Source organism: Vibrio fujianensis, assembly GCF_002749895.1.
Taxonomy (GTDB): Bacteria; Pseudomonadota; Gammaproteobacteria; order Enterobacterales; family Vibrionaceae; genus Vibrio; species Vibrio fujianensis.
Map to the genome: position 1 here is coordinate 150,606 of NZ_NBUS01000039.1, position 17,937 is coordinate 168,542.

Below are 17,937 nucleotides of genomic sequence, written 5' to 3' on the forward strand. Positions count from 1 at the left end.
CACTTCTTTTGAACCAATTCAGACGACAAAAAGCCTTCTTTATCAATACGATCAGAATCCAGCAAAACATTCGCCCAATCTTTTAGCGGTCCTCTCAACCATTCAGCGATGGGTAAACTAAACCCTTTTTTTGGCCTTTCAATTAATTTTTTAGGTACATAACGATACAGTACTTCTCGTAAAAGCCACTTTCCCCACGGCAATCGCATGAACATCCCCGTCATTCAAGGGCTCCGAGAACCTTGCTTAAGTAATTTACATCCATCGCACACTTCATTCGTTTGCGTTGAATGCCACCCTTAAAGCTCGTTTCTTGCTTTAAAAGGTTCAAACATACCTGCCTGATCCTTGAAAAAGCCTCTGCGCGATCATCGACTCGAATGCGACATTCATCTTCTCTAAAAGTAACATCAAGTTGCCAGTGCATCGACTCAATTCCCCAGTGAGAACGCGTTGCATCATGCAACTCTTTCGCACTGAGTTTCTTCGAGCTGATGTAGAAGCGAACAGACATATCTTGCTCTGTCGCACGCTCTTCTGTTTTACGCATGTCGACCATGATGCCAACACTTTTCAGATTTGGCCATTCAAGCTCTAAATCACCTAAAAATGACAACTCATGCGTGACTAATGCACAGCGTGTTTCCTCACGACCATGCCCTTTTTCTTGGCTCGCATAACTGTCGCCCTCTGCAAACTCCTGCAACATCGAAGGGCGATAAAAATCATTGATGGCTTCTTCTAATTTACCTTGGTTGCCTTTAACTGAAAGCAAGTAATCGGCATTTTTATCGATTATCTTTTGCGCGATTTTTCTCTGACAACCCATAGCATAAATCGTCACCAAGCAACCAGAAATATTTAGCAATTCCAATAACTTCGGTATTTCTGTGATTTCATTGGTTTTTTCATTCACCTTAGATTGGCCAAGACAAAGCCCTTGCGCGGTTGCAAATGCATTGACCATATGAATTGCAGAGCGTTCTTCAGATTTGTTATAAGAGCCGCGAACGGTTTTACCATCAATGGCAATGACTTCACCATCTGTGATTTGATGGCAATCTTTCATCCAACTAATGAACGCTTTTTGCATCGCTGACGGGCTCATCATGCCCATAACGCGCGCGATAGTATCTGACGACGGAATACCATTCTCAAAATCACCCAATGATTTAAGAAAATCGGTTCGGCTTTCACCAAAATCACAGATACCTTCCCAGGTATCAAAGCCGGAGAGCACACCGCAAATCGTCAACAAAATAATGTCTGACAATTTGTGTTCTACCTTAGCGGCTTGACGGTAATCTTTTATCACTTCGAAATGCATAAATGGGTTCGTTATTGTCGTCATAATTTGGCTCCGTTTAGTACAGAACCATTAAAAAAACTCAAAATGATCTACAAATTGATCCTTAATGAGTTTCCAATATTGTGATGAATGCTAAAGAAATACCTTGTAAATTAGAAGACTCTAATTTGACGAAAGCCCTTTAATACTGCGCATGTTCATGCGATTTCCCTGATGCCGGTACTTTTCAAGACGATAGTGAAAATAGTTTTTCTTAACTTCGGTATAACAAAAATAAAACAAAATAACCAAGAAAGCGTAAAAATTTTCACGATAGCGAATAGCAGAGCCAGGATTCAAAGCACCAAATGGATAATGTACAAAGAGCACCCACAAACTCACGGTTAAAAATATACCAACAAAATAAACATTCAAACGACCTGTGTTAATGGATATCAATAACAATTTCAGCAGTGCATATAAAAACACACCTACAATAATAGCGCTTTCAAGGAAAACTAATAAGTGTGTGGGCTTAGATAAGGCCTCCGAAAAAGTTGGTCCAAAAAAACCAATAAACATACCATAAGGGGCATTTCGAAATACGTCAAAATCATTCACCCATATGGTGTTATCACGAGTAGAACCCGCATCCAAACTGAAATGTCGAGGCATAATAAAGCTTAATTCATTTATCTCATTTCTAAAAAGATAAAGAGCAAAGAGAGAAATCACAAAAAACAGAATCAAGATCACTGTTTTTCCTAGTCCACGAAGAGCAAACTTTCGTGAAAAAAATACAAAAGTAAAGAGTGCAGAAATACCTATTAAATATTGTGGTTTAAAAATAACACAAAGATAGACACAAAAAGAGAACAAAAAATACTGTTTGTTAGGTCTATTTTTAATAAAATCGATGATAAAACCAAGAATAATTCCTAAGAAAAATACACCAACTGCCTCTTTAGAAGCTATCGACGTCCACACACCAAAGCTGGGCAGAGACAATAAAGCCAGCAAGAAAATCAATTGATTTCTTTTTAAGTCTAAACGGCTTATCGGATAATAAACACCAATTATAGAAAGCACCAAAAATGGCAAATTACCAAGAACAGAACCTAAAAACACTGAAGAAGAATAGGCTAGCGTATCCATTAAGGCAGTAGAATCATGCCATAATGTTGCAGAAAAGGCATCGACACCCTCTAAATAACGATAAGTATCTCCTAAAGTAGTCATTTTTGAATACACAAAGAGAGCAAATAGCATATATATAAATTTGACAAAAAAGTATGACAACCAAATTTTGTCAACGGTGTATTTCAATTTAATTTTCATTATTTGTACTCAAACCGTCATTCCGCAGCCAATTAATGAATTAAAATAGTGTGATCCAGCGATCATTTGCAGCTTTTAGTGTCACATATGTCTTGACCGTGATCCCCAGCCACGGAAATCGCATGAACATCCCCGTCATTCAAGGGCTCCGAGAACCTTGCTTAAGTAGTTTACATCCATCGCACACTTCATTCGTTTGCGTTGAATGCCTCCCTTAAAGCTCGTTTCTTGCTTTAAAAAGTTCAAACATACCTGCCTGATCCTTGAAAAAGCCTCTGCGCGATCATCGACTCGAATGCGACATGCATCTTCTCTAAAAGTAACATCAAGTTGCCAGTGCATCGACTCAATTCCCCAGTGAGAACGCGTTGCATCATGTAACTCTTTCGCACTGAGTTTCTTCGAGCTGATGTAGAAGCGAACAGACATATCTTGCTCTGTCGCACGCTCTTCTGTTTTACGCATGTTGACCATGATGCCGACACTTTTCAGATTTGGCCATTCAAGCTCTAAATCACCTAAAAATGACAACTCATTCGTGACTAATGCACAGCGTGTTTCCTCACGGCCATGCCCTTTTTCTTGGCTCGCATAACTGTCGCCCTCTGCAAACTCCTGCAACATCGAAGGGCGATAAAACTCACCTATTGCTTTCTCTAACGAGCCTTGGTTTCCCTTTACAGCAAGTAAGTAATCGGCATTTTTATCGATTATCTTTTGCGCGATTTTTCTTTGACAACCCATCGCATCAATTGTCACCAAGCAACCAGAAATATTTAGCAATTCCAATAACTTAGGTATTTCTGTGATTTCATTGGTTTTTGCATTCACCTTAGATTGACCAAGACAAAGCCCTTGCGCGGTTGCAAATGCATTGACCATATGAATTGCAGAGCGTTCTTCAGATTTGTTATAAGAGCCGCGAACGGTTTTACCATCGATTGCAACCACTTCGCCATCTGTGATTTGATGACAATCTTTCATCCAACGAATGAACGCTTTTTGCATCGCTGACGGGCTCACCATCCCCATGACGCGCGCGATGGTATCTGACGACGGAATACCATTCTCAAAATCACCCAATGATTTAAGAAAATCGGTTCGGCTTTCACCAAAATCACAGATACCTTCCCAGGTATCAAAGCCGGAGAGCACACCGCAAATCGTCAACAAAATAATGTCTGACAATTTGTGTTCTACCTTAGCGGCTTGACGGTAATCTTTTATCACTTCGAAATGCATAAATGGGTTCGTTATTGTCGTCATAATTTGGCTCCGTTTAGTACAGAACCATTAAAAAACACTCAGAATGATCTACAAATTGATCCTTAGTGAGTTTCCAATATTGTGATGAATGGTAAAGAAATACCTTGTAAATTAGAAGACTCTAATTTGATGAAGTCCCTTTAAAAATGGGCATGTTTATGCGATTTCCCTGGTGCGGAAACTTGGCTCAAAAGCCAATACAGTTTTTTGTAATTTCGAGTCATCCTAGCAAGGGCTTACTCTAGGTAACGTAGTTCACTACACCAATTTTACAACGTTGCCTCGCTTATGTGTTCTTAGGCTGCAACTTCCGAGATAGCTTTATTATTCAACGGCAACATTTTCTTGAGAATAGCAGTTTTTCTTTTTTTGGAATATCTCGGATAGTGTCCTCCTTCGGCCCTCCATTATTGAATTTTAGGGCGATTAAATATCTAGAAAACTATCCTGACACCGGGGATTGTAAAGACTAATGCGACACAACAAATTTACGTTTAAAACTACACTTACTGGTTAAAATATATAGCAGTTTAAATCACATTACTGAGACGTCTAATTCTTTTCAAAAGATTCATTAATTTCGTAGGTATCAAAATATAAAAAAGCAAATAATACGATTTTGGCTTAAAACGATAGAGCCCAAATTTCCAGCGTAATAAAAATTCACTCCTATTACCATTAAGAATTGACAGTCTTAAGTGGTTAGAATATACCTTCCATAAATACTCCTGAATCTCAGGATTAATTTTATCCGGATTGTTAAAATAATACTCAAGTATATAAGGCTGAGAATAACTCCTGGCTTTACGACTCATATCAGTTTCTTGATGCACTCTAACTCCAACGTAATTGATAAAAGCAAAACGACCTATCTCTGCAAGTCGAGCCCACAAGTATAAATCTTCACATAACTTTGCACCAACAGGAAAACCGTCCACTCTTTCAAAAATAGGTTTATACAAAACTACTTTTGAGCTGTTAACTACTTGATAGCGCTTTACTCTGCTAAAATAACTATCAACTATACCAACATCAATCGTCTCTGAACTAAATACTTGAGGTGGTGTAAAACTTCGACCATTTTCACAGACTTCATGTTTACAGGTATAAACAGGCAACCGTGGATATTTTTCAATTAACGTGGTCATTTTCTCAATATGCTCAGGGTACCATTCGTCATCAGCATCCAACAATGCAATGTAATTTGACTTAGCGAGAGCAATGCCATTGTTACGCGCAGCCGATACACCTTGATTCTGCTGATCATGAACAATAACATTAACATCACGCACAGAGATAGTTTTTAGGTAGTCATCTAGCACAGCGAGACTGTCATCAGTCGAACCGTCATTAACAATAATTATTTCAAAGGGCAAAGTAGTTTGATATAAAACAGAATTCAAACATCTTACAATAGAGTAGTTTTTATTATATAGAGGAATAACAACTGAGATATCAAGCGTCATTATTAAAACTGCTCCATTCTATCTTTTAAAAATAAAAAGGCACCTTTTAAAAACATTAAATCAAATATCTTTAGATAACTCAGATCTTTATCTCTTCTTATCGATAAAATCAGATAAATAAAATATTTTTTTAACATGAGCCTTTCTATAGCAGAAGAATCAAATTGGCTACTTTCGATTTGAGAACTACTTATTTTTAAAAGATGCGCTCTTATCACATCACAATCTGTTACATTGTTAAGAATACGCTCATTAAGTGAAAGAATGAAATGATTTTTCGCACCTTCATTTGTCAATACAATCCCTATAGATGTAAGCACTTCATTTTGAATTTTTGAAATGATCTCAAATCTTTCTTTATTTTCTTTATTATCAGCTACACGTGATATACTCTCTTGATGATACCTATAACGCAACAATATTTCAGGAACATTAGAAAAAAGTGTATATTTTGAAAAATCGACCCAAAATTTATAGTCTTCGGCATCTTTATAACCTAAATCATAATTAATTTTATATTTATCAATAACTTTCTTTCTAATCATTACAGTAGGATGTGCAAAAGGTACGGAGAAAGTAAGTTTTGCCTTTAAGTCTGGATCTTGGGTTGGCATTTTCCATTTTTTGGATTTTATGTTCTCACCAAAAACTTCAACCCAGGTACCACATACACCAATATCTGGATTACTATCTAAAAACTCAATTTGCTTTTCAAAACGTGACTTTATTGAAATATCATCTGCATCCATTCTAGCAATGTATTGTCCTTTAGCTAAATCTAACCCTTCATTTAGGCTTACTATTAGCCCTTTGTTTTCTCTTGAAACCAATACAATACGGTCATCCTTCTTCATATATGACTTTATTATCTCTAGTGTCTTATCAGTCGAACCGTCATTAATGATAATAAATTCAAAATCAGAAAATGTTTGCTTAAGAATACTATCTATGGCTTCTCCAAGATATTTTTCACCATTATAAACAGACATAACAACCGATATTTTTGGTGAACTCATTTTAAAACCACCTTATATATTTTTTTCACTAAATCATATAGACCTATACTTTTCAACAGACATGTGATTTTTTTTCTTAGCTTAATTTTTTCGTAGTAAATACTCTGTTTTAATTTGGCTTTTACATTTTTGTACTGATTATTTTCAATCAGGCTTTCCATCATTTTGCAATCATTGCGATCTTTAACTTCATCTCTATTACTTTTCATTCGATAAAGTTGATTAAAAGCAATAAATTTAAGCCCATTGAAATAAAAATAATATTTTGGATTGTATATTAGTTCATTTTTTTCTTCATCATGATACTCCAATTCTTTATCATGACACTCCAATCCTTCATTTTTATATTCTGATAAAGACTTAATAGATAAATAATCGATATCTGACGCTTCGCGCAAACCATAAATAGAAAGAACCATGCCACTGTCAAGAATTATATCATCTGAACCGATGCAATTAACATCGATATATTTTTTAAACTCTGCCAATTTTTCATGTGTGGATTTATACTTATTAGGATAAGCATAATTTAAAAAATGTATACTATTATCATTAAAAATCATTCTTGCCATACGGATAGCCTCATCTTTAGTATCCGTAATATGAATAGAATGTTTGCCTACATTAAATATCTGCCTAATATTTTCCTTTATTTGTAGGACAGAATCTAAACTATCAGCTTGAAATGCAATGACTCGCACAAAGTCAAATGTTTTAAAACACTCAGTAACTTTATTTTTTGAACCACGGAAGTTGTTTTCTACAGTTCCTAACCAAGGTTCTCCAAAATATATTTGTGATAATAGGTTGTGCGCGCCATTAGGTGTCATTTTAATGTTTTTACGATAAATAATATTTGGGATGATTCTTTCAATTTCTTCATCAAACCCCTGAGCTGTCGGCCAGACAAATGCAATATATACATTATCAGCATATTCAACAAACTTAGTAGCAGCTATATCAAGTAGATCACAGCTTACACTTCTTGAATAAAAAAATTTATAATCATATAAATGATCGCAAACAGGTAGCTTAACACAACTCACATCTTTGTCTAAAATTATTGCAGAAGCAACACGATGGGCACCATTTGCGATAGAGCCATTGTGAGACAGTGGTATCAGTGACTTTGTTGCATCAAAACCGTGTAGGCTGATATCGTTAAATGTTTCAAAAAAAGCATCATAGAATTTTTCAATTGAGTTCTTACTTTCTTGACCAGGTTCTTTAAACCCCCCTAAACTAAAAGCACGTATGTGTTCTTTATAAGCTTCTTTCGAAAAAGAAACATTTTTATCTATCATTTCAAGGTACAGCAACTTAAAAGCAAGATCAAAACGCGTATTAGTCAACAAAGAACGAGAATTACATGTTAGAACCTTATAATTTTCAAATTCCAACTCGTTAAAAAAATGGGGCTCTATAAGTTTTGAAATGCCAATTTTACTTATCATATATTTTATCTATGTTAACCATGAAATTTTTGATCCTAGCCTTATATGTATGCTTTTCACGTGCTCTTTTAGTACCTGCTTCTTTTATACACTCTCTTTCATAATCATTAATAAGATAAAAGCGAATCAGTTTCTCAACCTCATCAATAGTATTATAACACACAATTTCTTTACCTATTTTGAAGTACTCTTCTAATGTAGGCACATAATCTGTTATTTGAAAACCACCATGAACAGGTATTTCAAAATTTCTTGCCTTTGTCTGACTACTATTCTTACCGTCATATTTTAAATACGATTTCACTACAGATAAAAAACTTCTAAAAGAACTCATCATAAATCTAAAATCAAAACTTATACTATTTGAAATATTCAAGTTAATTTTAGACTGTAGGAATATCAATTCCATATCTTCATAACTCACACGTCCATTTTTCCAGCCATACCCAAAACATTCAACATGAATACCTTTTTTCTCTAAAAAATTAATAAACCATTTTCTATAACGATTTGCACTTCCAATAAAACTTATATCGTACTTATAAGGTGCTGAATGATATTTTTGGGGCTCTAAAGAAGCCCACTGACTATATATTATATTCCCTTGACCTATTTCCTTATATTTTTTTATACTAAACTTATCAGAAGTTATACACGCAGAAAAATAAGGAGCATAGATGGATGTCCAATTATCGAAACGCCATTGGTCATCACCAAAAAAACCGACAGTAAAAACATTATTTTCACTTAAGTACTTTAAAGTATCTAAGTCAACCTGATCTTTTTGAAGAATAAAAAATACTATATCTATAGAACTATTCATAGCCTCTTCAATAATTCTAGTCTGAAGCATTTTATGATCATAGTCCTCAAAAAAAACTCCCTCAATAGAATAACCCAACTGTTCAAAACCATGAAACCATGCTTTATAATTCAGTGCGAAACCGTTTTCTTTTCTACCGTACTCATATTTAAAAGCAACATACAATATTCTTTTAATCATTAGTTTAAAACCTCAGACACTACCTTTTCAGCAAAAGTTTCTGCCTTAAACGGAGATGACAAGTCACTCTTAAGAAAAGCTTGAATATTATTTATATATCCAATGTACTCTTCATCACTCATTTCTTTCATATAACTATATAAATCTTCGTATGAAAGAAATTTCCGCTTATCAATAAAACAATTCTCAGGTATATATGTTTCTATATTATTTGCGCCCCAGTAAACTGGAATACAGCCAGAAAAAAAACTATCAAATATTTTTTCGGTGATGTACCCTGGAACACCCATAACATTTTCGTAACAAATGGAAAATTTGTATTTTTCCATAATTGGTCTTTTTCGTTCAATAGGTCCTTTGTATGATGGATACGATCGTCCTGTAATCTTTTGTGTCCATGTTGGTAATAATGGAACTCTATTTAAAGCTCGGACTATTTTTGATCCGGAAAAACGATACCGATCCCATCCAACCCCATACAAATCAAAATCAGATGGGTGATTTTTTTCAAACCATCTTATAGCTTTTTCACGCTCAGCATAAAGATCACCAACAGAGGTATGTGGGGGTTTTTTATTACCAGCAATTAGAGTGCAAAGCTTCTTTTTTTTATTAATATTTTTATTGATAAAATTAGGGAATTGGTGAACAAAATTTATTTTGAAATATTTTTTCTCGTCAACAATCCCATCATGCCAAGTAAAAATTTTATTAAATGAGTTATGTTTTACCTTATTATAATTTTCTGGAGATATAAATTCACTTTCCCAAATAATAAGATGAGATTTCTTAACCTCATTATGTTTCGGTAGTTTTTCTGGCATATCAGCGGCATAGATAACAACATCAGAGTCTGATATTGAATTTATGTCTTGGGTTGAAAGATCATAACCTCTTTCATAAAATAATTCTTTAAGTTTTATATACTTATAATTTATATTATCTCGAAATATTTTTTCATCAAAGACTTTATTACAAAGCATATAGTCATTTACTACCAAACAGGCTTTTTTCATACGGCGCTCATTTTTTTAATTTTGGTTTTCAAAAAAGGATATTGAATCAGGAGTAGGTAAAAACCACCTAAAAGAGAAAACAGGAATGAGTTGAATAAGGTTGGAGTAATTGATAGGAGATGCATGACCAATAGCGGTAATGTTAGTAATGAAGTAATCGCAGGATTCAAAAATTCAAACCTTATAGATAATAACTTCTTCATGTTATAAAACATAATAGAAAGCGTTGTTAAATAGGATAACGCTAATATGACAGGCACTATCCATGGCGATCTGGATACATCAATAGAATAAAGGCCAATTACCATCATCATAAAACCAATCAGATAGGGCATAATGGTACTTTTTGTTTTTACTTCAGATTGCGAAACCAAGTAAACAAGATTTGTGATCACCCTAAAAAATTCAATAAAAGCCCCAATCATTGCGTAAATATAGGCGTCTTGAAATTTTTCAGCCACTAATAATTTCGCAAGATAAGGCGCTAAGGCAATCACATAAATTAACACAGCAATGTAAACTGGTAATAAAATATCGGCTAATTCATTCCATGCCTTGGTTCGCATAACCTGATCTGCATTGGTAATTTTCTTCAAATAAAGCGGCATGTAAAACTGAGTAGATAAGCTCTCAAGAGCTGAAAAAATTGCACCGCTCAATGTCATTCCAACAGCGATGAAAGCCAATATTTGAGCGGAGTATAAATCTTCAACAATTAAACGAAAAGAAGCTTTCTGCCCCCATTGCAATAATAACGTGATGGTCACTGGCAAAATAAAAAATAAAACACCTTTCATATAATGTTTATTGAAGGCTGATTTCATTTTTACAATTGAAAACTCTTGTTCAGAAGTAATAATGTTATACAAAATAACACTAAAAAAAATCTGTGAAAACGCTAACCCGTAAATCCAAGCCATCGCAGTTTGCTTAAACTGGATAAAAATGACTGAAAAAATCAACCCTATAAACAATGTCAGTACAGCATAAACTGTAAATTTCACTCGGCTTACTAATACGTTGGTAGCATTTAGAAGCACACCATGAATCAAGGCAATCACCGAAACAACAATAAACACCGAGTATTCAGCAATTGAAAAGTATTGTTCGTAACGAAACATATAGAAGACAACGATAGCTAAGCACAATGCAAACGGTATCGTTAGACCTCTTAACATCAGCATGATATTTGTTGCAGTTTTTAGTTCAGCCTTTCTCTGCCAGTGAATTAAATATCTACCATAAAATTGACCAAGTGGATTAAAAAAACCAAATGCCAGTAAACTTACAACTGTCAATAAAATATAGTAAATACCAACCTGCTCCTCGCTCAACATTTCGGTAATTAATCGAAGTGTGAGCAGTCCAATAAATACCTGAAGCACTTTACCTATAGAAAGAATTAAAAAATCTCTGTAAAAAGCATTAATTATCATTTTTTTAATCTCTCGATTAATATCACTAAGAATTTAAATCACTTAAATAACGCTTTTCATAATATTGTAAAAGCTATTCGTTTTTTTAGCTCATCTAAAAAAACTTTACTGTAAAAATGAACGGATTCATCATAAGCCAGATCACCTATCCTTACCCACCGATAATGTCGATGTTGTTCAGAAGGTAATTTTAGCGTTGTATTTTCAGATAATTCAATTAAATGTGGCGCATTGATGTAATGTGTCGAAATATCATCACCAAACACACTGTCATTATAAAAATGATCGTATAACCCTAATGGTTTTGCATCTTGATAAGAAAAAATCTGACCTAATTCATCCAAACAAATACGCTCAAATGCTTTGATCAGAGTTTCGTTCTTGTACACTCTTCCACCCGGCACAAACCAGTAACCTTGTGCCGGGCGGTTAACGCGTTCCCCCACTAATATTTGATTTTGAGTATCCAGTACAACTAGGTCTATTGAAAACAATACACCATGCTGAACAAGACCTCTAAAATCTTCTTTTTCTAAATACATTACACTAAAACTTTCGCTAACAGTTTTATTTCTGCTTCAATATCATTCTGATGATTACCCACAAACAGCCCGTTCTCATCAAGGTATTCCGCACCCTCTAGTGTGCCGGCTACTTCATAATCAAAAAATTCCAACACTTCTTTATTCTTCAAGAAGTTCCCTGTGACAATAGGTCGACATTCAATACCATTTTCCACGAGTTTTTTCACTAACTCTGCTCGGCTATACGGCGCGTTCTCTTTCAGGATCAATGAAAAACCAAACCAGCTGCTCTCACCCGTTTCCTTTTGAATCTCTATGAAAGGGTGATCCGCAAATAATGACTGGAATAGCTCCGCATTTTTACGACGTGTTTCAATAAAGTTTGGCAACTTCTTCAGCTGTTCGATACCCAATGCTCCACTCATTTCTAGTGGTCTAACATTGTACCCAGGCAATACAAATTTAAACGACTCTTCAAACGCATCGTCGCTCTTCTCACCTGTTACCTTATTGAACTTCGGTAGGTTACGAGTCCAGCCATGGGCACGAATACATAATAATATGTGATAAAGCTCTTCGTCGTCTGTCACGACACAGCCACCTTCCATCGTCGCAATGTGATGCGAGAAAAATGAACTAAACGTGCCCATCACACCAAAGGTACCCGCTTGCTTACCATTGATGGTCGCTCCCATCGATTCGCAATTATCTTCTAATATAAAGATGTCGCGATCAGCAATGATGTCTTTCATTCGAGCAAAATCGTTTGGATTGCCCAACAAATTAACAGACAAAATCGCTCTCGTGTTATCGGTTATTGCCGCTTCTAATTTATCTAAATCCATGTTGAGTGTTTGGCGATCGATGTCCACAAACTTCACTTTTAAGCCGTATTGTTGTAACGGAAAATACGTTGTTGACCAAGATACCGCAGGAACGATCACTTCATCGCCACGCTTCAATTTGTATTTAGCATTCTTCGTAAAAAATAACGCCGCAATCATCAGTAAATTAGCGGTCGAACCGGAACTCACCATGAGCGCATATTGAGCACCAAAAAAGGTGGCAAAGTCTTTTTCGTACTGCGCAACTTCCTTACCCATGGTAAACATATCAGATTCAATAACTCTCTGAATCGCAGCGTATTCATTTTGATCCCAAGTGCTACTTGCTAAAGAATAATTAATCATTACCGTACTCGTTTAAATAAAATTGATAGGTTTTTTCGATACCCGCTTCTAAGCTGGTACTGTGAGACCAGCCAAACGCTTTGAGTTTTGTGTCATCAATCAGCTTTTGCCTCATTCCGACAGGTTTGCTCAAGTCATGCTTGAAACGCCCTGTGTAACCGATGACGCTCGCAATCGCTTGGTAATACTCATTAATCGTGTAGTCTGTTCCCAAACCAACGTTCAGGTTTTGAGGCATCTCTTTAAAATGATCTATCGCATAGAAGACAAACTCTGCAAGATCCTCTGCGTACATGAACTCACGACGCGCCTCACCGTCTCCCCAGATATCAATCTCTTCTAGGTTCGCTTTTTTCGCTTCGTGTATTTTTCGAATCACCGCGGGAATCATATGAGAATGATTAGGATCAAACTTATCAAAGCGCCCATACAAGTTACACGGGATAATCGTTTTATAGATTTGGCTTGGGTTTTCTTTGCTAATGTATTCGCACAAACGAGTACTGGTGACTTTCGCCAGCGCATAGCCTTCATTGGTCGGCTCTAACTCGCCCTTCAAAATCAACTCTTCTGATAAGGGGTTGTGTGCATCTCGCGGATACATACAAGAACTGCTTAAATTCAGAAATTGACTCACACCACACGCATTGGAAACCGTCAGAATATTTAATCCCATCTGCATATTCTCAACCAAAAATTTCACTGGCTCAGCCATATTGGCCTGAATCCCACCCACAATCCCTGCAGCATGGATCACCATGTCGGGTTTATGTATGCGGATATAATCATGAACAGCGTTACTGTCCAAAAGATTAAGCTGAGCACTACTGGGAGACAAAAATTCATGCTCATACTCACCAGCTAGGGACAAAATGTTTTGCCCCACCATGCCTCGTGCCCCTGTTAATAAAATCTTCATATTTTTACTCTACCGATACAGGTACATCATGTCCATGAAGCTTCAATAGCGCATGGCGTTGCGCCACTTTCAGATCTTCCATCACCATCTCAGCGCACATTTCTTGTACTGTGATTTCTGGTGTCCAGCCTAGCTTCTGTTTCGCTTTGCTTGGATCACCTAACAAGGTTTCCACTTCCGCAGGGCGGAAATAACGTGGGTCGATCTGTACTACCACATCACCGACTTTCAGGGCTGGCGCTTTATCGCCTTCGATTGCCGTAACAATCCCTTTTTCATCCACGCCTTGGCCTTCGAATGTTAACGTCACACCCAACTCTTTTGCAGACCATTCAATAAACTGACGCACGGAATATTGCACACCCGTTGCGATAACAAAGTCTTCAGGTTGATCTTGTTGCAACATCATCCACTGCATACGAACATAGTCTTTGGCATGGCCCCAGTCACGTAGCGCATCCATGTTTCCCATGTATAAACACTTTTCCAAACCTTGAGAAATGTTCGCCAAACCACGGGTAACCTTACGAGTCACAAAGGTCTCACCACGACGTGGCGATTCATGGTTAAACAAAATACCGTTGCACGCGTACATGCCATAGGATTCTCGGTAATTCACCACGATCCAGTAAGCGTACATTTTCGCCACCGCATAAGGGGAGCGAGGATAAAATGGCGTGGTTTCTTTTTGTGGAGTTTCTTGCACAAGACCGTAAAGCTCAGACGTCGACGCTTGATAAAACTTGGTCGTCTTCTCCAATCCTAGCAAACGGATCGCTTCCAACAAACGCAGTGTGCCCATGGCATCCACATCCGCTGTGTATTCAGGGGATTCAAACGACACAGCCACATGAGACTGAGCGCCTAGGTTGTACACTTCATCTGGCTTCACTTCTTGCAAAATGCGCGTTAGGTTCGAAGAATCAGTCAAATCACCATAATGTAAAATGAAATTAGCATTATCCACATGCGGATCTTGATAGATGTGATCCACACGCTGAGTGTTAAAAGAAGACGCACGACGTTTAATACCATGCACTTCATAGCCTTTTGCTAACAAGAACTCGGCTAGGTAAGAACCGTCTTGACCGGTTACACCGGTGATAAGCGCTTTTTTCTTCATTGTTTCGTTTCCATTCTAATTTGATTTTACAATTCGATTAATAATTAAACTTTAAGCAATTCTAGCTTCCTAGCACACGGAAATCGCATGAACATCCCTGTCATTCAAGGGCTCCGAGAGCCTTGCTTAAGTAGTTTACATCCATCGCACACTTCATTCGTTTGCGTTGAATGCCTCCCTTAAAGCTCGTTTCTTGCTTTAAAAGGTTCAAACAGGCTTGCCTGATCCTTGAAAAAGCCTCTGCGCGATCATCGACTCGAATGCGACATTCATCTTCTCTAAAAGTAACATCAAGTTGCCAGTGCATCGACTCAATTCCCCAGTGAGAACGCGTTGCATCATGCAACTCTTTCGCACTGAGTTTCTTCGAGCTGATGTAGAAGCGAACGGACATATCTTGCTCTGTCGCACGCTCTTCTGTTTTACGCATGTTGACCATGATGCCAACACTTTTCAGATTTGGCCATTCAAGCTCTAAATCACCTAAAAATGACAACTCATTCGTGACTAATGCACAGCGTGTTTCCTCACGGGCATGGTCTTCGACATACAGCCAGCACCACCGGTGACAAGAATTTTCATGATTATTTCCTGAAAAAGGTTTTGGGATCTTAGGTCCTAGGTCCTAGGTCCTCAGTATCTTCTTTCCTAAACGCAAAGCGCACCAAAACCATCGCTACGCCCAGCATGCCGCCGAGTAAGGTGCCTAGCACACAAATCAGCGCGCGTTTCGGTTTATCTTTTAGCTCTGGTACTACGGCTGGGTCAACCACTTTAAAGACAAACTCATCTTGCACTTCAGCCAGCATCAGGCTCTTGGTTTGTTCTTCAATCAGTTTATAGAAGGTGGCTTGCATATCGGCCACTGAGGTTTTTTGTAGCTGCTCTTGCAGGTAATTGAGGTTTTGGGTGGTTTCGGCAATGGTGCGCTCACGCATCACTTGGTTAATTTCTGCCACTAACCAGGTCGCCCACTGCTGAGCAATATAAGGGGAATAATGAGAAACACTCACGGTATACAGGCCGCTGGTTTTATCGCTAGTAACGGTGAGTATATTTTTAACAAACATTTCATGCGCTTCTTGCGCGGTCGGTTTTGCACCGCGTAGCCCTTGTGGTTCACGCAACCAAGTTTGGGTTTGTTCATCATACACGGCATCATTAATAATCAATTGATTGGTGGTCAAATCCCAGCCTTTAGTTGCCATGAGCGGAACCAAAATATGGTACTTTTCAATAAAGTGTTGAATAAATTGGCGAGATTTAATCACTTGCGCGGCAAGCTCGGTTTGGCTACCTTCACCACTGCCAAGGTTTACCCCCGCTAGGGCAGCTAAGCCTCCCAACTGGCCAGCCATTTTTGCCAAACTATTGCCGCTGCTAGTTTGTGCCGAGGCTAATAAAATATCTGATTTATAAATATTGGGTTGGCTAAGAGCGTATAACACGGCACCCACGGCAAAGATGAAGGTGGTGGCGATGATGATCCATTTGCCTTTCCAGAGGGCGATGAAGAGTTCGCGTAAGTCGATTTCGTCATCGTGTCGCGCCAGCGACGCGAATTGCGCATCGGGTTGGTATGGTGGATTGTTTTGGGTTATTTGTGTGTTCATAGGTTCTTCAGGTTTAGGGTCTGGTGAAGAAAGAGCGGGCTTCGCCCTGCTAGAGCGTCGCTGCGCGACTGCGAGAAGCTAGATTCTATAGAAAGCGTAAAAGCAGTTATAGATTCTAGCAGGCCGTTAGGCCGCTCTAGCAAGTTGCGTTAGCAACGCTCTCATTTCTAGCAGTTCTAGTTCTTACATCTTTCTTTGCTTTTGTTTAATCATTGCGCCCAAAATTTTGGCTAATTCTTTTGCTTCTTGAACCATACCTAATGCCGGTTCTTTATCTAAGTAGCCAATCTCAATACCGATATAAAGTTGAGTGACTAACTCACCAAGTGAACCTTTGGCATAGTACAAAAAACGAATTTGATCTTTTAGAGTTTCGCGCTCTTCACCCTCTGCAATATTAGAAGGAACTGAAAGTCCAGAACGAGTGATTTGGTCTTTAAATCCCCAATTACTGACTGACTCTGTCATTTGATATATTTGACATGAGAGTCGTGATGCTCTTTTCCAAACATCCAGTTGTTCAAAGCGCATGGGTGATCCTTATAAGATATAGAGCCCTGCTAGAGCGTCGCTGCGCGACTGCGAGATGCTAGATTCTAGATTCTATAAAAGCGTAGAGGTAGTTATAGATTCTAGAAGGCCGTTAGGCCGCTCTAGCAAGTTGCGCTAGCAACGCTCTCGTTTCTATTACTTCAACGCATTCACTGCTACACCGGTTTGATAAAGGATTTGTGTGGCGGCGGTCCAGACGTTAAGTGCGTCGCGGTAGTCGGTATCGACTGGGACGACGATGGTATCGCCGGGTTTTAATGCTTCATTACGGCGGCCGAACCAAAAACCGGTGTTAGGTTTAAATACCGAACCATCGGCACGTACGACAAAAATGCGGTCATCATCGGCTTGTTTTTTCATACCGCCCGCTCTGTTGATGTAATCATCCACCGTTAAACTTGGGTCAAGTAAGTAAGTAATTCCCACTTGTACTTCACCCATAATAGAAACGGTATTGCGATAGGTCGGAACAAATAAGAAGTCACCATCTTCGAGCATAAAGTTAGCGCCCGCGTAGCCATCAATAATTTGATCCAATTGAACGACCATGCGGCCTAATGCTCGCTGTTTAGTCGCTTCTTCAATAAAGGCGAGGGTTTTATCTGGATCATTAATTACATTCGAGACACGGCTATCGGCATTGAAGGTTTTTTTCGCCACTTCACGACGCATATCAGCAGCATATTGGCTGAGCAGTTTTTGCTCTTGCTGGCGCAACGCTTCACGGGTAAAA

The 17,937-nt window shown here is 37.9% G+C and carries 17 protein-coding genes and 1 pseudogene; all 18 read right to left on the reverse strand.

All coding sequences use genetic code 11. The features are described 5' to 3' along the window. The coding region (locus tag B7C60_RS05480; RefSeq protein WP_245868612.1) for an asparagine synthase-related protein at window positions 1-224 on the reverse strand (224 nt) is incomplete at its 3' end. Continuing rightward, the gene (locus tag B7C60_RS05485) at window positions 221-1,351 is read right to left on the reverse strand and encodes an ISAs1 family transposase (protein ID WP_099610788.1); all 1,131 of its coding nucleotides are present in this window, start codon (window positions 1,349-1,351) and stop codon (window positions 221-223) included. The genes B7C60_RS05485 and B7C60_RS05480, both read right to left, overlap by 4 nt. Window positions 1,352-1,471: 120 nt before the next feature. After that, a complete protein-coding gene (locus B7C60_RS05490) occupies window positions 1,472-2,626 on the reverse strand; it encodes a hypothetical protein (protein WP_099610789.1) in 1,155 nt (384 codons plus the stop codon). Between the two features lie 135 nt (window positions 2,627-2,761). Next, complete coding sequence (locus B7C60_RS05495) at window positions 2,762-3,892, reverse strand: ISAs1 family transposase (RefSeq protein ID WP_099610790.1); 1,131 nt, start codon at window positions 3,890-3,892, stop codon at window positions 2,762-2,764. 530 nt (window positions 3,893-4,422) lie between these two features. Then, window positions 4,423-5,358: a glycosyltransferase family 2 protein gene (locus tag B7C60_RS05500; protein ID WP_099610791.1), complete on the reverse strand. Its 936-nt coding sequence runs from the start codon at window positions 5,356-5,358 to the stop codon at window positions 4,423-4,425. Window positions 5,359-5,360: 2 nt separating this feature from the next. After that, the gene (locus B7C60_RS05505; protein ID WP_099610792.1) at window positions 5,361-6,374 is read right to left on the reverse strand and encodes a glycosyltransferase; all 1,014 of its coding nucleotides are present in this window, start codon (window positions 6,372-6,374) and stop codon (window positions 5,361-5,363) included. Next, window positions 6,371-7,828, reverse strand: coding sequence for a hypothetical protein (locus B7C60_RS05510; RefSeq protein ID WP_099610793.1), 1,458 nt, complete (start codon window positions 7,826-7,828; stop codon window positions 6,371-6,373). Before B7C60_RS05510 ends, B7C60_RS05505 begins: the two co-directional genes overlap by 4 nt. Then, window positions 7,818-8,831: a CgeB family protein gene (locus tag B7C60_RS05515; RefSeq protein WP_099610794.1), complete on the reverse strand. Its 1,014-nt coding sequence runs from the start codon at window positions 8,829-8,831 to the stop codon at window positions 7,818-7,820. Before B7C60_RS05515 ends, B7C60_RS05510 begins: the two co-directional genes overlap by 11 nt. After that, complete coding sequence (locus tag B7C60_RS05520) at window positions 8,831-9,847, reverse strand: glycosyltransferase family 10 domain-containing protein (protein ID WP_099610795.1); 1,017 nt, start codon at window positions 9,845-9,847, stop codon at window positions 8,831-8,833. Before B7C60_RS05520 ends, B7C60_RS05515 begins: the two co-directional genes overlap by 1 nt. After that, window positions 9,844-11,283: a lipopolysaccharide biosynthesis protein gene (locus B7C60_RS05525; RefSeq protein WP_099610796.1), complete on the reverse strand. Its 1,440-nt coding sequence runs from the start codon at window positions 11,281-11,283 to the stop codon at window positions 9,844-9,846. Before B7C60_RS05525 ends, B7C60_RS05520 begins: the two co-directional genes overlap by 4 nt. A gap of 56 nt (window positions 11,284-11,339) precedes the next feature. Then, entirely contained in the window at window positions 11,340-11,825 is a 486-nt protein-coding gene (locus tag B7C60_RS05530; protein ID WP_099610797.1) for a GDP-mannose mannosyl hydrolase, read from the reverse strand. Continuing rightward, window positions 11,825-12,997: a DegT/DnrJ/EryC1/StrS family aminotransferase gene (locus tag B7C60_RS05535; protein WP_099610798.1), complete on the reverse strand. Its 1,173-nt coding sequence runs from the start codon at window positions 12,995-12,997 to the stop codon at window positions 11,825-11,827. The genes B7C60_RS05530 and B7C60_RS05535 overlap by 1 nt, the downstream gene beginning before the upstream one ends. Beyond that, entirely contained in the window at window positions 12,990-13,916 is a 927-nt protein-coding gene (locus B7C60_RS05540; protein WP_099610799.1) for a GDP-L-fucose synthase family protein, read from the reverse strand. Before B7C60_RS05540 ends, B7C60_RS05535 begins: the two co-directional genes overlap by 8 nt. Before the next feature lie 4 nt (window positions 13,917-13,920). Beyond that, the gene (gene gmd, locus B7C60_RS05545) at window positions 13,921-15,039 is read right to left on the reverse strand and encodes a GDP-mannose 4,6-dehydratase (RefSeq protein WP_099610800.1); all 1,119 of its coding nucleotides are present in this window, start codon (window positions 15,037-15,039) and stop codon (window positions 13,921-13,923) included. A 100-nt stretch (window positions 15,040-15,139) separates the two neighbouring features. Further along, a pseudogene (locus tag B7C60_RS05550) lies at window positions 15,140-15,577 on the reverse strand (ISAs1 family transposase); the annotation flags it as partial. 73 nt (window positions 15,578-15,650) lie between these two features. Beyond that, on the reverse strand, window positions 15,651-16,652 hold the full coding sequence (locus B7C60_RS05555; protein WP_099610801.1) for a Wzz/FepE/Etk N-terminal domain-containing protein: 1,002 nt from the start codon (window positions 16,650-16,652) through the stop codon (window positions 15,651-15,653). A gap of 183 nt (window positions 16,653-16,835) precedes the next feature. Next, a complete protein-coding gene (locus B7C60_RS05560) occupies window positions 16,836-17,183 on the reverse strand; it encodes a four helix bundle protein (RefSeq protein ID WP_099610802.1) in 348 nt (115 codons plus the stop codon). A 156-nt stretch (window positions 17,184-17,339) separates the two neighbouring features. Further along, window positions 17,340-17,937: SLBB domain-containing protein (locus B7C60_RS17955; RefSeq protein ID WP_245868615.1), on the reverse strand; the 598-nt coding region annotated here is incomplete at its 5' end.